Genomic DNA, 15,632 nt, shown 5'->3' with positions numbered 1-15,632 from the left:
GTATCCACACTTCAGAGTATTTGGGTTGGTGTCGGTCGGCGAAACCGCCAACAATAGCATTTGGGGCCTTTTTTTGTCGCCGCTGCCCGCTATGGCGGCATATTGTGGGGAGTCGCCCCCACATTTATCGGCAATTAAGCCGTTGGGTGTTTCATTTTTTTCTGGCTAATGCCAGATTCAAAGACCAAAGCTCTTTACGTTCTTCGGCGTTTAATCCATGTGTTCGCTCACGCGCTATTAGGGTTTCCTGGCGTTGCTCCAATATGGAGTCATACAGGCTGGTTAGCGTGTCGACAAAAGTCTGTTCCACTCTATCCTCAACAATCATGTGGTTCCATGTTGCGAGAGTTTCAAGCTGTTGGCTGAATTTATTATCACGATACAGTTCTAATAACTGTCCGGTGGTCAGCCCTGGTTGAGCTAAACAGGTCTCAACCAACTCAATAAATAACGGTAAACCGGCTAACTTGGCTTGTTCTACCCCTTGTAATGAGGGGATAAGTGTAGCCAGTTGTGGGTTTTGTACCAGTAGCCCTATAAGTATACGCATGGTTGTGCGTTTTAGCTGGGGCGGCTGATAGGTATTCGCATTTTCGGCCTGTTTCGGCATCAGCTTGTCGAGCTGGCTATCATCAAGCAGGCCCAACTTATTGCCGAGCTGCTGACGCAGATAAAGGCGCAAAGTCTCACCGGGTACTTGGGTAATTAAAGGTAATGCCAGTGTACTTAACTTGGCGCGCCCGTCGGGGCTGCTCAAATCCACCTGTGGCATTAACGTTTCGAACAAGAAAGTTGAGAGTGGCTGCGCCCCTTCCATCCGCTGTTCGAATGCGTCTTTTCCTTCTTTACGTACCAGTGTGTCTGGATCTTCGCCATCGGGCAAAAACATAAAGCGTAGCTGACGCCCGTCATTTAGATAGGGCAGTGCTGTCTCTAATGCTCGCCAGGCGGCATCTCTGCCGGCCCGATCGCCGTCATAACAACAAATTACATTATCGGTAGCGCGGAATAACAGTTGAATATGTTCGGCCGTGGTCGCTGTTCCCAGCGAGGCAACGGCGTAATCAATACCAAATTGCGCTAACGCCACCACATCCATATAACCTTCCACAACCAATAGGCGTGTTGGATTAGGATGATTCACTTGTGCTTCATACAAGCCGTATAGCTGGCGGCCCTTATGAAAAATTTCTGTTTCTGGTGAGTTGAGGTATTTTGGCACTCCATCACCCAGAATTCGCCCGCCAAAAGCGATTACCCGCCCACGTTTATCGCGGATAGGGAACATGACGCGTTCACGAAAACGATCATAAACCCGCCCTGTATCATTAGTCACCAGCATTCCTGCATCGTTCAGCGCGGTACGGCTCTCACCATCACGGCCAAAACGTTTTAAGGCGTTGTCCCAACCAGAAGGGGCAAAACCGATAGCAAAATGTTGGATGATCTCTTCACTCAAACCGCGATGTTTAAGGTATTCACGTGCCTGATTGGCAGTCTGGCCCTTGAGTGACTGTTGATAGAAGCCGCTGAGACTTTCCATCAGTTGATAAAGACTTTGTCGTTGATGGCGTTCTAACTGGGTGGTGCCGGTTCCTGCCTCGTAAGGCACTTCCAGCCCGTGCATAGTGGCTAATTCCTCGATACTCTCGACAAACTCGAGTCGGTCGTAATTCATCAAGAAATCAACAGCATTACCATGCGCACCACAGCCGAAACAGTGATAAAACTGCTTTTCGCCGTTAACGGTGAATGAGGGTGTTTTCTCATGATGGAACGGACAGCACGCATGATAATTTTTGCCTTGCTTCTTCAGCTTTACCCGCGCATCGATCAGATCGATAATATCGGTACGAGCCAGCAAGTCATTGATAAATACGCGTGGAATTCGTCCAGCCATAAGCCCCTATTCGGTCAGTCCATAAACGAGAACAAGCCGCGCATTCCTTTCGGAAAGCACGGCCTTCGTATGCAACTACTCGATCTGCGCGTTCTTAGAACATAAAAAACTACGCGTTGGGGTTACCCCCGAAGAATTAATACAGACGAGTGCGGCGTGCGTTTTCGCGAGCCAATTTCTTCGCGTGACGTTTTACAGCAGAAGCTTTAGCGCGTTTACGTTCGGTAGTCGGTTTTTCATAGAACTCACGACGACGAACTTCAGCTAAAACACCTGCTTTTTCACAAGAGCGTTTGAAACGACGAAGAGCTACGTCGAATGGCTCGTTTTCACGTACTTTAATTACCGGCATGTGCCTCTCACCTCAATAGAAATCGGTTTGCTGCTGGCCAATCGCCAGCCTTCTCAAAATGGTGCGGAATTTTACTTCAATGAATGCTGCTTTGTAAAGCACCACAGCAAATTGAAACAGGCACGCTCCTGTGATGTCGCCCTCGTTCTTTACAAGAAAGTGGTGCCGAGAGTGCGACGGCCGCTGATTATATACTAAACAGGGCTGTTAATCGAATTAATCAACACTCTTTTCAAATATGACAACTATCGACCACATTTACATGGCCCAGTCGCGAAAATGCGGTCGATAGTTGTCAGAAATCATAACTCGTGGCGCTGTTATGCTAAACTATCGGCCGCACGCGAATGATGGGAAATGTAATGCGAGTTTTGGGTATAGAGACGTCCTGCGATGAAACCGGAATTGCAGTCTACGACGATGAAGCCGGTCTGTTGGCTAACCAACTGTATAGTCAGGTTAAATTACATGCTGACTATGGTGGCGTAGTGCCTGAACTCGCCTCACGCGATCATGTGCGCAAAACGGTGCCGTTGATTCAGGCGGCGTTGAAAGAAGCTAATTTGAGCGCTCAGGACATCGATGGCGTGGCTTATACCGCAGGCCCTGGCTTGGTGGGGGCATTGTTGGTTGGCGCTACTGTGGGCCGCGCATTGGCGTTTGCCTGGGGTGTTCCGGCGGTGCCGGTCCATCATATGGAAGGCCACTTGCTGGCCCCGATGCTGGAAGAGAATGCACCAGAGTTCCCGTTCGTTGCTCTGCTGGTTTCCGGTGGTCACACTCAGTTGATCAGTGTGACCGGTATTGGCGAATATCTGTTACTGGGCGAATCTGTCGATGATGCGGCAGGTGAAGCTTTTGATAAAACAGCAAAATTGCTAGGTCTGGATTACCCCGGTGGGCCAATGTTGTCACGTATGGCTCAATGTGGAACGGCGGGGCGCTTTACTTTCCCGCGCCCAATGACTGATCGCCCTGGGCTGGATTTCAGCTTTTCCGGCCTGAAAACGTTCGCCGCCAATACTATTCGAGCCAATGGCACTGACGACCAAACTCGCGCCGATATCGCCCGCGCATTCGAAGACGCGGTGGTTGATACCTTGGCTATCAAGTCGAGACGTGCATTGGATCAGACTGGTTTTAAACGATTAGTTATTGCCGGTGGGGTTAGCGCCAATAGAACCTTGCGTTCGAAACTGGCCGAAATGATGCAAAAACGCGGCGGTGAAGTGTTCTACGCCCGGCCAGAGTTTTGTACCGATAATGGTGCGATGATCGCCTATGCTGGGTTGATCAGGCTGAAAAGTGGCGTGAATAGCGAGTTGAGTGTGTCGGTGCGGCCGCGCTGGCCTCTTTCTGAATTACCGAAAGTCTGAGCGGGGCTGCGGCTGTGTTGCTGCGTCATCTCGCGATGCTCACATACTGATGTACGCTCCGCTCTCTCAATTCCTGGCGTCTTGCCTCGCTCCCGCTCAGTCATTCTGGATTGGTGTCGAAAGTCTGAGCGGGGCTGCGGCTGTGTTGCTGCGTCATCTCGCGATGCTCACATACTGATGTATGCTCCGCTCTCTCAATTCCTGGCGTCTTGCCTCGCTCCCGCTCAGTCATTCTGATTGGGCGGGAGAGGTAAACTAATCTTCTTCCTCTTCTAACTCTGCGGCTTCTTCAGCAGGGGTTTTCTGTTTTTTCTTTCTGAGTTTGTCCCAGATTTTACTCTCTTTACCGCGCCATAAACGCTGAATATTATCGTGATGACGCATCAGGATCAGGCAAGAAAGCATGGCGACCGGGAAGGTGAATTGCGGTTTGAACCACCAGACGTAAAAGGGTGCGATCAGCGCGCTAATAATTGCGCCCAAAGATGAATAGCCGCTTAATAAAACCGTCAGTAGCCAAGTGCCTGTCATCAGGCCAGTCAGGTCCCAGCCAATCGGTGCGATGGCACCAAAGGCTGTGGCGACACCTTTGCCACCTTTAAAGTGGAAAAACACCGGATAAATGTGGCCAAGGCAGGCGGCAATGGCCGTCAGGCCGAGATAAAACGGGGAAAGGTGCAGCAGGTAAGCAATCCAAACGGGCAACATCCCTTTCAGTACATCAAAAACCAGCACTGTTGCCGCGGCGGTACGGCCACCGATGCGCAATACGTTGGTAGCACCGGGGTTACCGGAGCCATGCACTCGCGGGTCTGGCAGCTTAGCAACCCTACACACCAGGATTGCACTGGAAATTGAGCCACACAAATACGCGAAGATAATCATGCCAAGCGCGATAGCACTCATAACACCGCCCTGTCGAATAATGATCGTTTTAATCGCAACATCTGTGGATAATACGCATATTCGGCTGGAAGTGATATCCGGCAGGCACAAAAACAGAGAATGACGTGATGGACATCGTATTTATTGAAGAACTCAGTGTCATAACTACCATTGGTGTTTATGACTGGGAACAGACCATTCAGCAAAAGCTGGTGTTCGATATCGAAATGGGCTGGGATAACCGTAAAGCGGCAGCCAGTGATGATGTAAATGATTGCCTAAGCTACGCTGATATCAGCGTAGCGGTGATAAAACATGCGGAATCACAGCGCTTTGCTCTGGTTGAGCGGGTGGCAGAAGAGATAGCCGATCTACTATTGCAGCGTTTCAAATCGCCGTGGGTGCGGATTAAGGTCAGCAAACCGGGGGCGGTTGCACAATCACGTAATGTTGGTGTGGTTATTGAACGTGGTCAGCGGCCTAAGTGATTTTTATGCAGTGATGACATAAAAATGCAACCCTGCATTGATAATGTGGTCTGATTGCATCGAATGGCGTGATAACTTTAATAAATATCGAATTTGAACGGCATTATTTTAGAAACCCTGGGGCTTTCAATATTGCCGTTTTTTGTGATTTTCTATTACATGGCATTGGGTATCGTAGATGACGGATATGTATTCGCTGTTTGTAGCTTTTGTTTTAGGCGTGGTCGAAGGGCTGACTGAGTTTTTACCGGTGTCATCCACCGGACATATGATCATTGTCGGCGAGCTGTTGGGCTTTACCGGTGATAAAGCGAAAACCTTTGAAGTTATCATTCAGTTAGGTTCAATCCTGGCCGTCGTTGTTGTGTTCTGGCGGCGGTTGTTTGGCCTGATTGGTATCCATTTTGGCAAGGTGCCTCATGAAGGGAAAACCAGCGGCCATCTGACATTAGGTCATATCTTACTGGCGATGATCCCGGCAGTTGTTCTGGGGCTGGCTTTCCACGATGTTATCAAGTCGCTGTTTGATCCAAGGAATGTCATGTATGCCTTGGTTGCGGGCGGGGTACTTTTGCTGGTAGCGGAATGGTTTAAACCTAAGAATCCAAAATCTATAGGATTGGATGACATTACTTACCGTCAAGCCTTCGCCATTGGCTGCTTCCAGTGTCTGGCATTGTGGCCGGGTTTCTCCCGTTCAGGCGCGACGATTTCCGGCGGTATGTTGGTCGGTGTGAACCGTTATGCCGCGTCCGAGTTCTCCTTCATCCTGGCGGTGCCGATGATGATCGGGGCCAGTGGGTTGGATCTCTATAAGAGCCTGCACTTCCTGACATTGGGCGATTTACCGATGTTTGCGGTCGGATTTACCACCGCATTTATCGTCGCACTGATTGCGATCAAAACCTTCCTGTCATTGATTAAACGTATCTCTTTTGTCCCGTTTGCCATTTATCGCTTTATTGTGGCGGCAGCCGTGTATTGGGTGTTTATGTAGTAAAATACTCGGCGGATACAATAAAAAAGCCCTGATTAATCAGGGCTTTTTTATTATCTTAGATAATATGGATTTATCCAGAAACCTGTTCCTGTGTTTGTTTCCACTCAGCCAATGCTTGTTGACGGCGGCGTTTCAATTCGTCGCGGATAGCCAGCCCTTGCAACCCGCTGGCAACCACTTCTTGTACTGACACCCCGTTAGCAACATGGAATGCAGCTCGCAAATAATCGCCTTGTGGATAAGGATTTTCTTCAAATCCGGTACGGCCACGGGCATCCGCTTCACTGGTCAGGATCATCTGCTCAAGGCGTTCTGGCTTGCGCCATACATCAATGGCATCAAACAGCTTGAGCAGGGTTTCGGGGCGTAGTTTATTCACCGTATGAATGAGATCGTGATATTCCGCCACCAGTTTTGCCAAATCACGTACCGGATTGGGTACACGTAAACGCTGGCACAGTTGTTGGACTAATTTCACACCTGCTGGGCCGTGGCCGTGATGATGTGGCCAAAACTCTTTTGGTGTCAGCCCCTTGCCTAAATCATGGCATAGAGCGGCAAAGCGGACATCAACCTCAGGGCTAAGTTGAGCCGCAATGGTTAATGTCATCAGCGTATGGATACCGGTATCAATTTCTGGATGCCACTTTTCGGGAGCCGGTACGCCAAATAAACGTTCAATTTCTGGAAATAGCACCGCCAGCGCACCGCAATCACGTAACACTTGAAAATAGATCTGCGGGCTTTGTGTTTTCAGCGCTTTCTCGGTCTCTTTCCATACTCGCTCTGGCGTCAGAGCCGATAGCTCGCCGCTTTGTGCCATTGTAGTCATCAATGATTGAGTCTCAGCGGCGACGCTAAAACCTAAATGGGCAAAACGGGCGGCGAAGCGGGCGACACGCAGAACACGTAATGGATCTTCACCGAAGGCGTCAGAGACATGACGTAATACTCTGTTTTCTAAATCTTGTTGACCGTGGTAGGGATCGAACAACTGGCCATCCGCACTACGGGCAATGGCATTGATGGTCAAATCGCGGCGCAGTAAATCCTCTTCCAACGTGACATCTGGCGCGGCATAGCAGGTAAAGCCAGTATAACCAGAACCCGATTTACGCTCGGTGCGCGCTAGTGCGTATTCTTCATGGCTGACCGGATGCAGAAAGACCGGGAAATCTTTACCGACCTGTTGGTAACCCTGCGCGAGTAGCTGTTCTGGCGTAGCACCTACCACGACCCAATCCTGCTCGGTCACGGTTAGGTTTAATAAGCTGTCGCGTACGGCACCGCCGACCAGATAGATTTTCATATAAATCCTTCGTTCTTGACGTAGCAGCGTTGTTAGCTGCTCACTTGAATTACACTTTACCGCCTGGCGACAAAGGCTTGTTTCAGTATAGTTGGGGATGAGAATAGATTAAACAAGCAGGCCACCCTGGCGGGCAGCCGAACGCGTCGATTTTACAGTCTTATTAAACGGCTATCAGTTCATCCAGCGGTTGTTCTTTTTGCGGCTTGGGATCAGATGTGGCAATACCAGGCCAATCAGCAGGCCGATACCGGCAACACCGCCGCCGTACATGAACCATTGCAGAATGATAGTGCGCTGTTTGTCATCCAATTGCAGATTTACTGCACTGACTTTCTTTTGTGCCACCACTAATTGGTTTTTCAACGATTCGTTTTCTTTTTGCAGCTCGGAAATTACGCTATCGCTGGCAGCCACTTTCTGCTGCATTTCTGCGGTGCGTTGGTTCCAGCTATTATCAATATTGGCCAGCTTGTCAGTCAGTGTTTTGACCTGTTGTTCCAGATCTGGCACACGAATGCGCAGACTGGGCATTTCACTCAATTGATTCAGTGGGATCCAGGTGGTTTTCCCTTTACTGTCGCGGATTTGGCCATAATTGGTGCCATCATCAACGCTTATCAGGGTGACTTCATCCCCACCTTTCAGCGTGCCCACAATACGGTATTGGTTACCGGGGCCGCTATGAACGTAGGTATCCAGCTCATCAGAGATGTAGCGTTTTTCTTCAGCGTTGGCACCCCATGAGAGGCTTAAACTGAGTATCGTGAGGCAAATTAGGCGTAATTTCTGCATTAGGGAGTCATTTGTGAGTGAATTTATGGAACGATAGTAGTGTGTTCAGTTTGCCGACGCAACGCATAAACAGGAATGAGAACTATCTTACTCTCATAGCCTGCGCGGCTTGAGCCACATTACTGCTCATTTTAACCGCGCTGAAAATTTGTCTAATGAAGCCTTAGGGCAGACCTGCAAAAACAGGTTAAAATAGGGTTTGACTTGGGGCAGTCGCGTGCGTGGTTTCTTGTTTTAAACGAGAGAAGTTTGTCTAAAACAGGCAAATCACCGCAAAAAAGGCATAATGTCCGTAATCTCGTAACATACCGGTGTGAATGAAATTATGACCGTTGAAATCGAACTAAAATTTATTGCGGCTCCTGTGGCGATCGCTGCGTTGCCGGAGCAGCTCGCATCATGGCAAAGCCAGCATTTCGCCCCACAGACGTTGACCAACATCTATTTTGAAACTGCCGATAACCGGTTGCGCCAGCATGATATTGGCTTACGTATTCGTGGTTATGATGGCCGTTATGAAATGACAGTGAAAACCGGTGGCAAAGTGGTGGGTGGTTTACATCAACGGCCAGAATATAATGTCGATATTGATAGCGACAAATTAGATCTGGCTCGTTTCCCGGCTGATATTTGGCCAGAGGGTTGGGCTATTGACACGCTGCAAGCCGAGTTACAGCCATTATTCCGCACGGATTTCACCCGTGAGAAGTGGGTAATCACTTACGGGGAGAGCGAGATAGAGCTTGCTGTTGATCAGGGTTCTATCAGTGCAGGTGAGCTGTCAGAGCCTTTGAGTGAAATTGAGCTGGAGCTAAAAAAAGGCAATCAGAACGATTTACTGGCGTTGGCGGCTGAACTGGCACCCATCGGCGGCTTACGTCAGGGTAATCTGAGCAAAGCGGCGCGTGGTTATCATTTAGCGCAAGGTAACTTGCCGCGTGAGCTACGGCCGTTACTGGTATTGCAGCCTGCGGCGAAATCCACGGTTGAACAGGGGATGGTCGCTGGATTGGAAATGGCGTTGGATCACTGGCAATACCATGAAGAGCTGTGGTTGCGTGGCGAGCCCGCAGCCAAGGGCATGATTATTGAAGCATTAGCGATGGTGCGCCAATCATTGGCTATTTTTGGTGGCTTGGTACCACGCAAAGCCAGCACTGCACTGCGTGCCGGGTTGCTGGCGCTGGAGCCACAGTTAGAGCCGAAGAACGTTGATGCCGAGCAGCTTTGCTATAGCGCAGATTATCTAAAATGTAAGTTAGCGCTCACATCGTGGCTGGTTACTTCTGGCTGGCGGCCCTTTATGGATGCCAAAGCCCAGACTAAGTTTGAAGGTTCGTTTAAGCGTTTCTGCGACATCATGCTCAGCCGCAGTGCTGCCGATTTGAAAGAAGCCTTTGGCCATAATCTGGATGACGATGGTTATGTGGCGCAACTTCCTCGCCTCAATCGGCAGATTATAGCCTTCCAGTTGCTCTCTGGTTTTTATCCACAGAGTGAATGGCACCCGTATATTGATGGGTGGTTTGGCTTGCAGTGGGCGATTATGGAGCGTCAAGGCCACTGGCGTGATACCGCTCGTAAAGAAGCGTTGTCCCAGCCCGCTTTTTGGCTGAACGGTGCTGCCAGTTAATTGATAGTCGCTGAGGAATGCTTTATGTTGCCACTCTCTTCGGAATTACAGATTCAGGCTCTGAATATACAGCAGCGCTTTAATGAGTTACCGACTTCGCCTGAGCTGCGAGATGAAGATATCGCGGTACTGGCGCTGAGTGATTTTGTCAGTGACATGTTACTGATTCACCCTGAATGGCTGGAGGCGTTGCATCAGCAGCCTGCGCAGCCGCAGGAGTGGCAACATTATTCAGAATGGCTGAGTCAGGCGCTGTCAGCGGTGCAGGATGAAGCCGCATTATTCACGGCGCTGCGGCTGTTTCGCCGCCGCGTAATGGTGCGCATCGCCTGGTCACAGGCACTGCAAACCAGTTCGACCACGGATACCTTGCACCAACTGAGCGGGTTGGCTGAAACCGTAATTATCGCTGCCCGCAATTGGTTATACCAAGCTTGTTGTCGTGAGTTTGGCACCCCTTGCAATGGCGATGGGGTTGCGCAGCCATTGCTGATTCTGGGGATGGGTAAACTCGGTGGTGGTGAGCTGAATTTCTCGTCGGATATCGATCTGATTTTTGCGTATCCGGAAAATGGCCAAACGCAGGGCGGGCGGCGTCAACTGGACAACGCCCAGTTCTTTACCCGATTAGGCCAACGGCTGATTAAAGCACTGGATCAACAAACCATTGATGGTTTTGTCTATCGTGTTGATATGCGTTTGCGCCCATTTGGTGACAGTGGCCCGCTGGTGCTGAGCTTCGCCGCACTGGAAGATTACTATCAGGAGCAAGGGCGCGGCTGGGAACGCTATGCGATGGTGAAAGCACGCTTGATGGGCGGTGCTGAAGATCATTACAGCCAAGAGCTACGCCAGACGCTGCGGCCATTCGTCTTTCGCCGTTATATTGATTTTAGTGTGATTCAGTCACTGCGAAACATGAAAGGGATGATTGCCCGTGAAGTGCGGCGGCGCGGCCTGAAAGACAATATTAAGCTGGGGGCGGGAGGGATTCGTGAAATTGAATTCATTACGCAGGTCTTCCAACTGATTCGAGGTGGCCGTGAGCCTCGCTTACAAGAGCGCGCTTTGCTGCCCACATTGCAGGCCGTGGCTGAGATGGGCTTGTTACCCGAACAACAGGTGGCAGATCTCAGTGGTAGCTATCTGTTTTTACGCCGTTTAGAAAACCTGCTGCAAGCGATTGCCGACGAGCAAACCCAGACGTTACCCAGTGATGCACTGAATCAGGCCCGTTTGGCCTGGGGAATGGGCTACAGCGATTGGGCCGCAATGAGTGTTGTGCTTGAACAACACATGCAGGCGGTTAGGGTGGTATTTGACGACCTGATTGGCGATGATGCCCCTGACATTGGCGAAGATCCCTGCCATTCACTGTACAAAAGCTTATGGCAGGATGTGCTGGAAGAGTGCGACTTAGCCCCGCTGACACCGCATTTGGATGAAGCTGCTCGCCGTCAATTACTAATCACAATCAATGGTTTTCGCCACGACGTTGATAAACGCACTATCGGTCCCCGTGGCCGTGAGGTGCTGGATCAACTGATGCCCCGGTTATTTGCCGAAGTATGCCCACGGCCAGACGCTAATATCGCCCTCAGCCGCCTGATTCAATTGTTGCTCAGTATTGTCACCCGCACCACTTATCTGGAGCTGCTGGTGGAATATCATGCCGCGCTCAAGCATGTCATTCGTTTGTGTTCAGCCTCGCCGATGGTGGCCAGCCAGTTGGCGCGTTACCCCTTGTTGCTAGATGAATTGCTTGATCCGCAATCGTTATACCAACCGCTGGAGCCAGGTGCCTATCGCGATGAATTACGCCAATATCTGCTGCGAGTCCCGGAAGATGATGAAGAGCAGCAACTAGAAGCGTTGCGCCAGTTCAAACAGGCTCAACAGTTACGCATTGCCGCTGCGGATATCACCGAGGCGCTGCCGGTAATGAAAGTGAGTGATCACTTAACCTATCTGGCGGAGGCCATCATCGACGCGGTTATCCAGCAGGCCTGGAATCAGATGGTGGCTCGCTATGGTCAGCCGAGTCATTTGCAGCAGCGCGAAGGCCGTGGTTTTGCGGTGATAGGTTATGGCAAATTGGGCGGCTGGGAGCTGGGTTATAGCTCTGATCTGGATTTGGTCTTTCTGCTTGATTGCCCGCTGGACGTGATGACCGATGGCGAGCGCAGTATTGATGGTCGCCAGTTCTATTTGCGGCTGGCACAGCGGATAATGCACTTATTTAGTACCCGCACCTCATCCGGTATTTTGTATGAGGTCGATGCCCGCTTGCGACCATCCGGTGAGGCGGGCATGTTGGTCAGTACCGTCGAGGCTTTTGCCGATTATCAGCATAATGAAGCCTGGACGTGGGAGCATCAGGCGTTGGTGCGCGCCCGCATTGTCTATGGCTGCCCTGAGTTACATCAAAAGTTTGACGCCACCCGCCAGCAAGTTTTGTGTCGCCATCGAGACGATGCGCAATTACAGCAGGAAGTGCGCGAGATGCGCGAGAAAATGCGCAATCATCTCGGCAGTAAACAGCGCGATGTGTTTGATATTAAAACCGATAAAGGTGGGATCACTGACATTGAATTTATCGCGCAATATCTGGTGCTGCGCTATGCCGCCAGTGAACCGCGCCTGACCCGCTGGTCTGATAATGTGCGAATTTTCGAGCTGATGGCCAATTACGACATCATGGAGCCACAAGAGGCCGCAGCACTGACCCATGCCTATGTCACCATGCGCGATGAGATTCATCATCTGGCCTTGCAGGAGCAATCAAGTAAAGTCTCTGCTGATTGTTTTATCCGTGAAAGAGAGCAGGTGGCTGCCAGTTGGCAGCATTGGTTGGCGTGAGCTTGTGATATTATCAGCCGTAATATAATGACGTGTTTGGAGCTAAGGGATGAAAGTTACACTGCCTGATTTTTGCCGCGCCGGTGTCTTGGTCGTTGGGGATGTCATGTTAGACCGCTACTGGTACGGGCCTACCAGCCGTATTTCGCCAGAAGCACCCGTGCCAGTCGTTAAAGTCGATACCATTGAAGAACGCCCGGGTGGTGCAGCTAACGTGGCGATGAACATCGCCTCCCTTGGGGCTATTTCACGTCTGGTTGGGCTGACCGGTATCGACGATGCTGCTCGTGCACTGACCAGTAAGCTGAATGAAGTGCATGTGCGCTGTGATTTTGTCTCGGTGCCTACTCACCCGACTATCACCAAGTTGCGGGTACTTTCGCGCAACCAGCAGTTAATCCGTCTGGATTTTGAAGAAGGCTTTGACGGCGTTGATCCGCAGCCGATTTTTGAGCGCATTCAACAGGCGCTGCCACAGATTGGCGCGCTGGTATTATCTGATTACGCCAAAGGCGCATTGAGTAGCGTGCAGCAGATGATCCAACTGGCACGTAAAGCCAAGGTGCCGGTTCTGATCGATCCGAAAGGCAGTGATTTTGAACGCTATCGTGGTGCGACCCTGTTAACGCCTAATTTGTCTGAATTTGAGGCCGTGGTGGGGCGCTGCAAAGATGACGAAGAGTTGGTCAGCCGTGGTATGAAACTGGTGGCCGATTTCGAGCTTTCCGCCTTGCTGGTGACTCGTTCAGAGCAAGGTATGACCTTGCTACAACCGGGCAAACCGCCACTGCACCTGCCAACACAGGCGCAAGAAGTGTTTGATGTGACCGGTGCTGGTGATACGGTGATTGGCGTGCTGGCTGCCGCACTGGCTGCGGGGAATACGTTGGAAGAGTCCTGCTTCCTGGCGAATGCTGCCGCAGGCGTGGTGGTCGGTAAGTTGGGAACATCTACTGTTTCACCGATTGAGCTGGAAAATGCGATCCGTGGCCGTGCTGAGACGGGTTTCGGCGTGATGGATGAGCAGCAACTGAAAAAAGCCGTTGCGCAGGCGCGTCAGCGTGGTGAAAAAGTGGTGATGACCAATGGTATCTTCGACATTCTCCACGCAGGCCATGTTTCTTACTTAGCCAATGCCCGCAAACTGGGTGACCGCCTGATTGTCGCCGTGAACAGCGATGCCTCCACCAAACGTCTGAAAGGCGAAAAGCGGCCAGTCAATCCACTGGAACAGCGCATGATTGTGTTGGGCGCTCTGGAAGCGGTAGATTGGGTGGTGCCGTTCGAAGAAGATACCCCACAGCGTTTGATAGCTGAAATTCTGCCAGACCTGCTGGTAAAAGGGGGTGACTATAAGCCTGATGAGATAGCGGGCAGTGCAGAAGTGTGGGCTGCGGGTGGTGAAGTTAAAGTGCTGAATTTTGAAAACGGTATTTCGACCACCCGTATTATTCAGTCAATTAAGAATGGCCGCGGCTAGGCTTACTCTCGTCTAGTGGTGTTATACCCAAATGAATTGGAGTTGCAGGTAGGCGGCAAACAAATGGCAAATCGGTCGAAGACCGGTTTGAACAGCATTTATGCTAGCCCGCAGGGTGAGCCTCTCTGAGGCTCATTAATCCCGAATCACTGACTCAGGTCAGTGATTCGGGGGGCAAATCTGCCGGGAGCCGATTTGAACGCGACAAGCAGTGGCCTCACCGAGTAAAGAGAGCAGCTAACAGCGCTGCAACTTTAATTAAGAAGGGGATATGGGTGAGTGGACTAAAACAGGAGTTGAGTCTGGCTCAGGGCGTCGGGTTGCTGTCTACCTCACTGTTGGGTACGGGGGTTTTTGCGGTGCCCGCGCTGGCAGCTATGCTAGCCGGTGAAGATAGCTTGTGGGCTTGGCCGGTATTGATTGTACTGGTTTTCCCCATTGCGATTGCCTTTGCAGCACTAGGCCGCCACTTCCCCAGTGCCGGTGGTGCTGCTCACTTTGTGATGATGGCATTTGGGCCAAAGCTGGGCAAAGTTACCGGCTGGTTATTTTTGTCAGCGATTCCGGTTGGTTTACCCGCAGCCTTGCAGATAGCGGCCGGTTTCTGGCAGGCGGCCTTTGGCTGGAGCGATACCGGGCTGTTGATGGTGCAATTGGTCACCTTGCTGGTTATCTGGTTGCTAGGCACGCGCAGCGCCGGTTCCAGTGCCAATATACAAACCTTGATTGCTTTGCTGGTTATCGCCTTGGTATTGGCAATTTGGTGGCAAGGGGATATTCACCCATCACAAATCCCGTGGCCCGCACTAAATGATATTTCCCCACCCAATATGTTTAGTGCGCTGGCCGTCATGTTTTGGTGTTTTGTCGGGTTGGAGGCTTTTGCTCATCTGGCAACAGAATTTCGTCATCCTGAGCGTGATTTCCCCCGCGCGCTGATTGTTGGCCTGCTGGTCGCCGGTGCGGTGTATTGGGGTTGTACCGTGGCGGTGCTGCATTTTCATGCTTATGGCGAACAACAGGCGGCAGCGGCTTCTTTACCGGGAATTGTGGTGCAACTGTTTGGTGATCATGCACTGTGGATAGCCTGCATCATTGGCTATTTGGCTTGTTTTGCTAGTGTGAATATTTATACCCAGAGCTTTGCCCGCATGGTGTGGTCGCAGTCGCAGATACGGCCTGAAAGCAAATTGGCGCGTCTGTCCGTCGGTCAGACACCGGTGAATGCACTCACCGCAGTGGTCGGTAGCTGTCTGGTATTTACCTTGCTTATTTATTGGCTCTCCTTACCTTTGGATCTGTTGATTGTTTATGCTAATGGCATTTTTGTGCTGATTTATTTGTTGTGTATGCTGGCGGGGGTCCGTTTACTAAAGGGGCGCTCGAAGGTGATGGCGGTGATTGGCAGTGTGCTTTGTTGTGTACTGCTGGTAATGATTGGTTGGAAAAGTTTATACGCTTTCCTGATGTTTACCCTGTTGTGGGTGCTGATCTCCAAATCACGAGTGCGGGTAATACCGTCTTAGGTCTAAATGAAGGGCGCGACAAGAGCGCC

12 protein-coding genes are annotated in these 15,632 nt (G+C 50.9%); 7 read left to right on the top strand and 5 right to left on the bottom strand.

Features of this window, described 5'->3' with window-relative positions:
- Positions 1 to 151: 151 nt before the first annotated feature.
- Positions 152 to 1,900 carry a DNA primase gene (gene dnaG, locus YALDO0001_RS15545; protein ID WP_004704484.1) on the bottom strand — a complete coding sequence of 583 codons (1,749 nt, stop codon included), beginning with the start codon at positions 1,898 to 1,900 and terminating at the stop codon, positions 152 to 154.
- 136 nt (positions 1,901 to 2,036) lie between these two features.
- Positions 2,037 to 2,252: a 30S ribosomal protein S21 gene (rpsU, locus tag YALDO0001_RS15540; RefSeq protein WP_001144069.1), complete on the bottom strand. Its 216-nt coding sequence runs from the start codon at positions 2,250 to 2,252 to the stop codon at positions 2,037 to 2,039.
- 362 nt (positions 2,253 to 2,614) lie between these two features.
- On the opposite strand from rpsU, the gene tsaD reads away from it, so the two are divergent.
- A complete protein-coding gene (gene tsaD / locus YALDO0001_RS15535) occupies positions 2,615 to 3,628 on the top strand; it encodes a tRNA (adenosine(37)-N6)-threonylcarbamoyltransferase complex transferase subunit TsaD (protein WP_042840239.1) in 1,014 nt (337 codons plus the stop codon).
- Between the two features lie 255 nt (positions 3,629 to 3,883).
- On the opposite strand, the gene plsY is transcribed toward tsaD, so the two are convergent.
- The gene (gene plsY / locus YALDO0001_RS15530) at positions 3,884 to 4,534 is read right to left on the bottom strand and encodes a glycerol-3-phosphate 1-O-acyltransferase PlsY (RefSeq protein WP_004704482.1); all 651 of its coding nucleotides are present in this window, start codon (positions 4,532 to 4,534) and stop codon (positions 3,884 to 3,886) included.
- A 107-nt stretch (positions 4,535 to 4,641) separates the two neighbouring features.
- On the opposite strand from plsY, the gene folB reads away from it, so the two are divergent.
- Both folB and bacA read left to right on the top strand, forming a co-directional pair.
- On the top strand, positions 4,642 to 5,001 hold the full coding sequence (gene folB, locus YALDO0001_RS15525) for a bifunctional dihydroneopterin aldolase/7,8-dihydroneopterin epimerase (RefSeq protein ID WP_004704481.1): 360 nt from the start codon (positions 4,642 to 4,644) through the stop codon (positions 4,999 to 5,001).
- 178 nt (positions 5,002 to 5,179) lie between these two features.
- Positions 5,180 to 5,998, top strand: a complete 819-nt coding sequence (gene bacA, locus YALDO0001_RS15520; RefSeq protein WP_004704480.1) for an undecaprenyl-diphosphate phosphatase — start codon at positions 5,180 to 5,182, stop codon at positions 5,996 to 5,998.
- Positions 5,999 to 6,071: 73 nt separating this feature from the next.
- Here bacA and YALDO0001_RS15515 read toward each other — a convergent pair whose 3' ends face one another.
- On the bottom strand, positions 6,072 to 7,310 hold the full coding sequence (locus tag YALDO0001_RS15515) for a multifunctional CCA addition/repair protein (protein WP_004704479.1): 1,239 nt from the start codon (positions 7,308 to 7,310) through the stop codon (positions 6,072 to 6,074).
- Positions 7,311 to 7,484: 174 nt separating this feature from the next.
- Positions 7,485 to 8,105: a TIGR04211 family SH3 domain-containing protein gene (locus YALDO0001_RS15510; protein ID WP_004704478.1), complete on the bottom strand. Its 621-nt coding sequence runs from the start codon at positions 8,103 to 8,105 to the stop codon at positions 7,485 to 7,487.
- Positions 8,106 to 8,430: 325 nt separating this feature from the next.
- On the opposite strand from YALDO0001_RS15510, the gene YALDO0001_RS15505 reads away from it, so the two are divergent.
- The 4 genes from YALDO0001_RS15505 (at position 8,431) to yjeH (ending at position 15,603) form a co-directional block, all read left to right on the top strand.
- Positions 8,431 to 9,738: a CYTH domain-containing protein gene (locus tag YALDO0001_RS15505; RefSeq protein WP_042840250.1), complete on the top strand. Its 1,308-nt coding sequence runs from the start codon at positions 8,431 to 8,433 to the stop codon at positions 9,736 to 9,738.
- Between the two features lie 24 nt (positions 9,739 to 9,762).
- Positions 9,763 to 12,597, top strand: coding sequence for a bifunctional [glutamate--ammonia ligase]-adenylyl-L-tyrosine phosphorylase/[glutamate--ammonia-ligase] adenylyltransferase (glnE, locus tag YALDO0001_RS15500; protein WP_004704476.1), 2,835 nt, complete (start codon positions 9,763 to 9,765; stop codon positions 12,595 to 12,597).
- A gap of 49 nt (positions 12,598 to 12,646) precedes the next feature.
- The gene (gene hldE / locus YALDO0001_RS15495; protein ID WP_004704475.1) at positions 12,647 to 14,077 is read left to right on the top strand and encodes a bifunctional D-glycero-beta-D-manno-heptose-7-phosphate kinase/D-glycero-beta-D-manno-heptose 1-phosphate adenylyltransferase HldE; all 1,431 of its coding nucleotides are present in this window, start codon (positions 12,647 to 12,649) and stop codon (positions 14,075 to 14,077) included.
- A gap of 275 nt (positions 14,078 to 14,352) precedes the next feature.
- A complete protein-coding gene (gene yjeH / locus YALDO0001_RS15490; protein WP_004704473.1) occupies positions 14,353 to 15,603 on the top strand; it encodes an L-methionine/branched-chain amino acid transporter in 1,251 nt (416 codons plus the stop codon).
- Positions 15,604 to 15,632 lie beyond the last annotated feature (29 nt).

This window comes from Yersinia aldovae ATCC 35236, from assembly GCF_000173735.1.
Lineage (GTDB): Bacteria > Pseudomonadota > Gammaproteobacteria > Enterobacterales > Enterobacteriaceae > Yersinia > Yersinia aldovae.
This window is presented reverse-complemented; position numbering and strand designations above follow the sequence as displayed.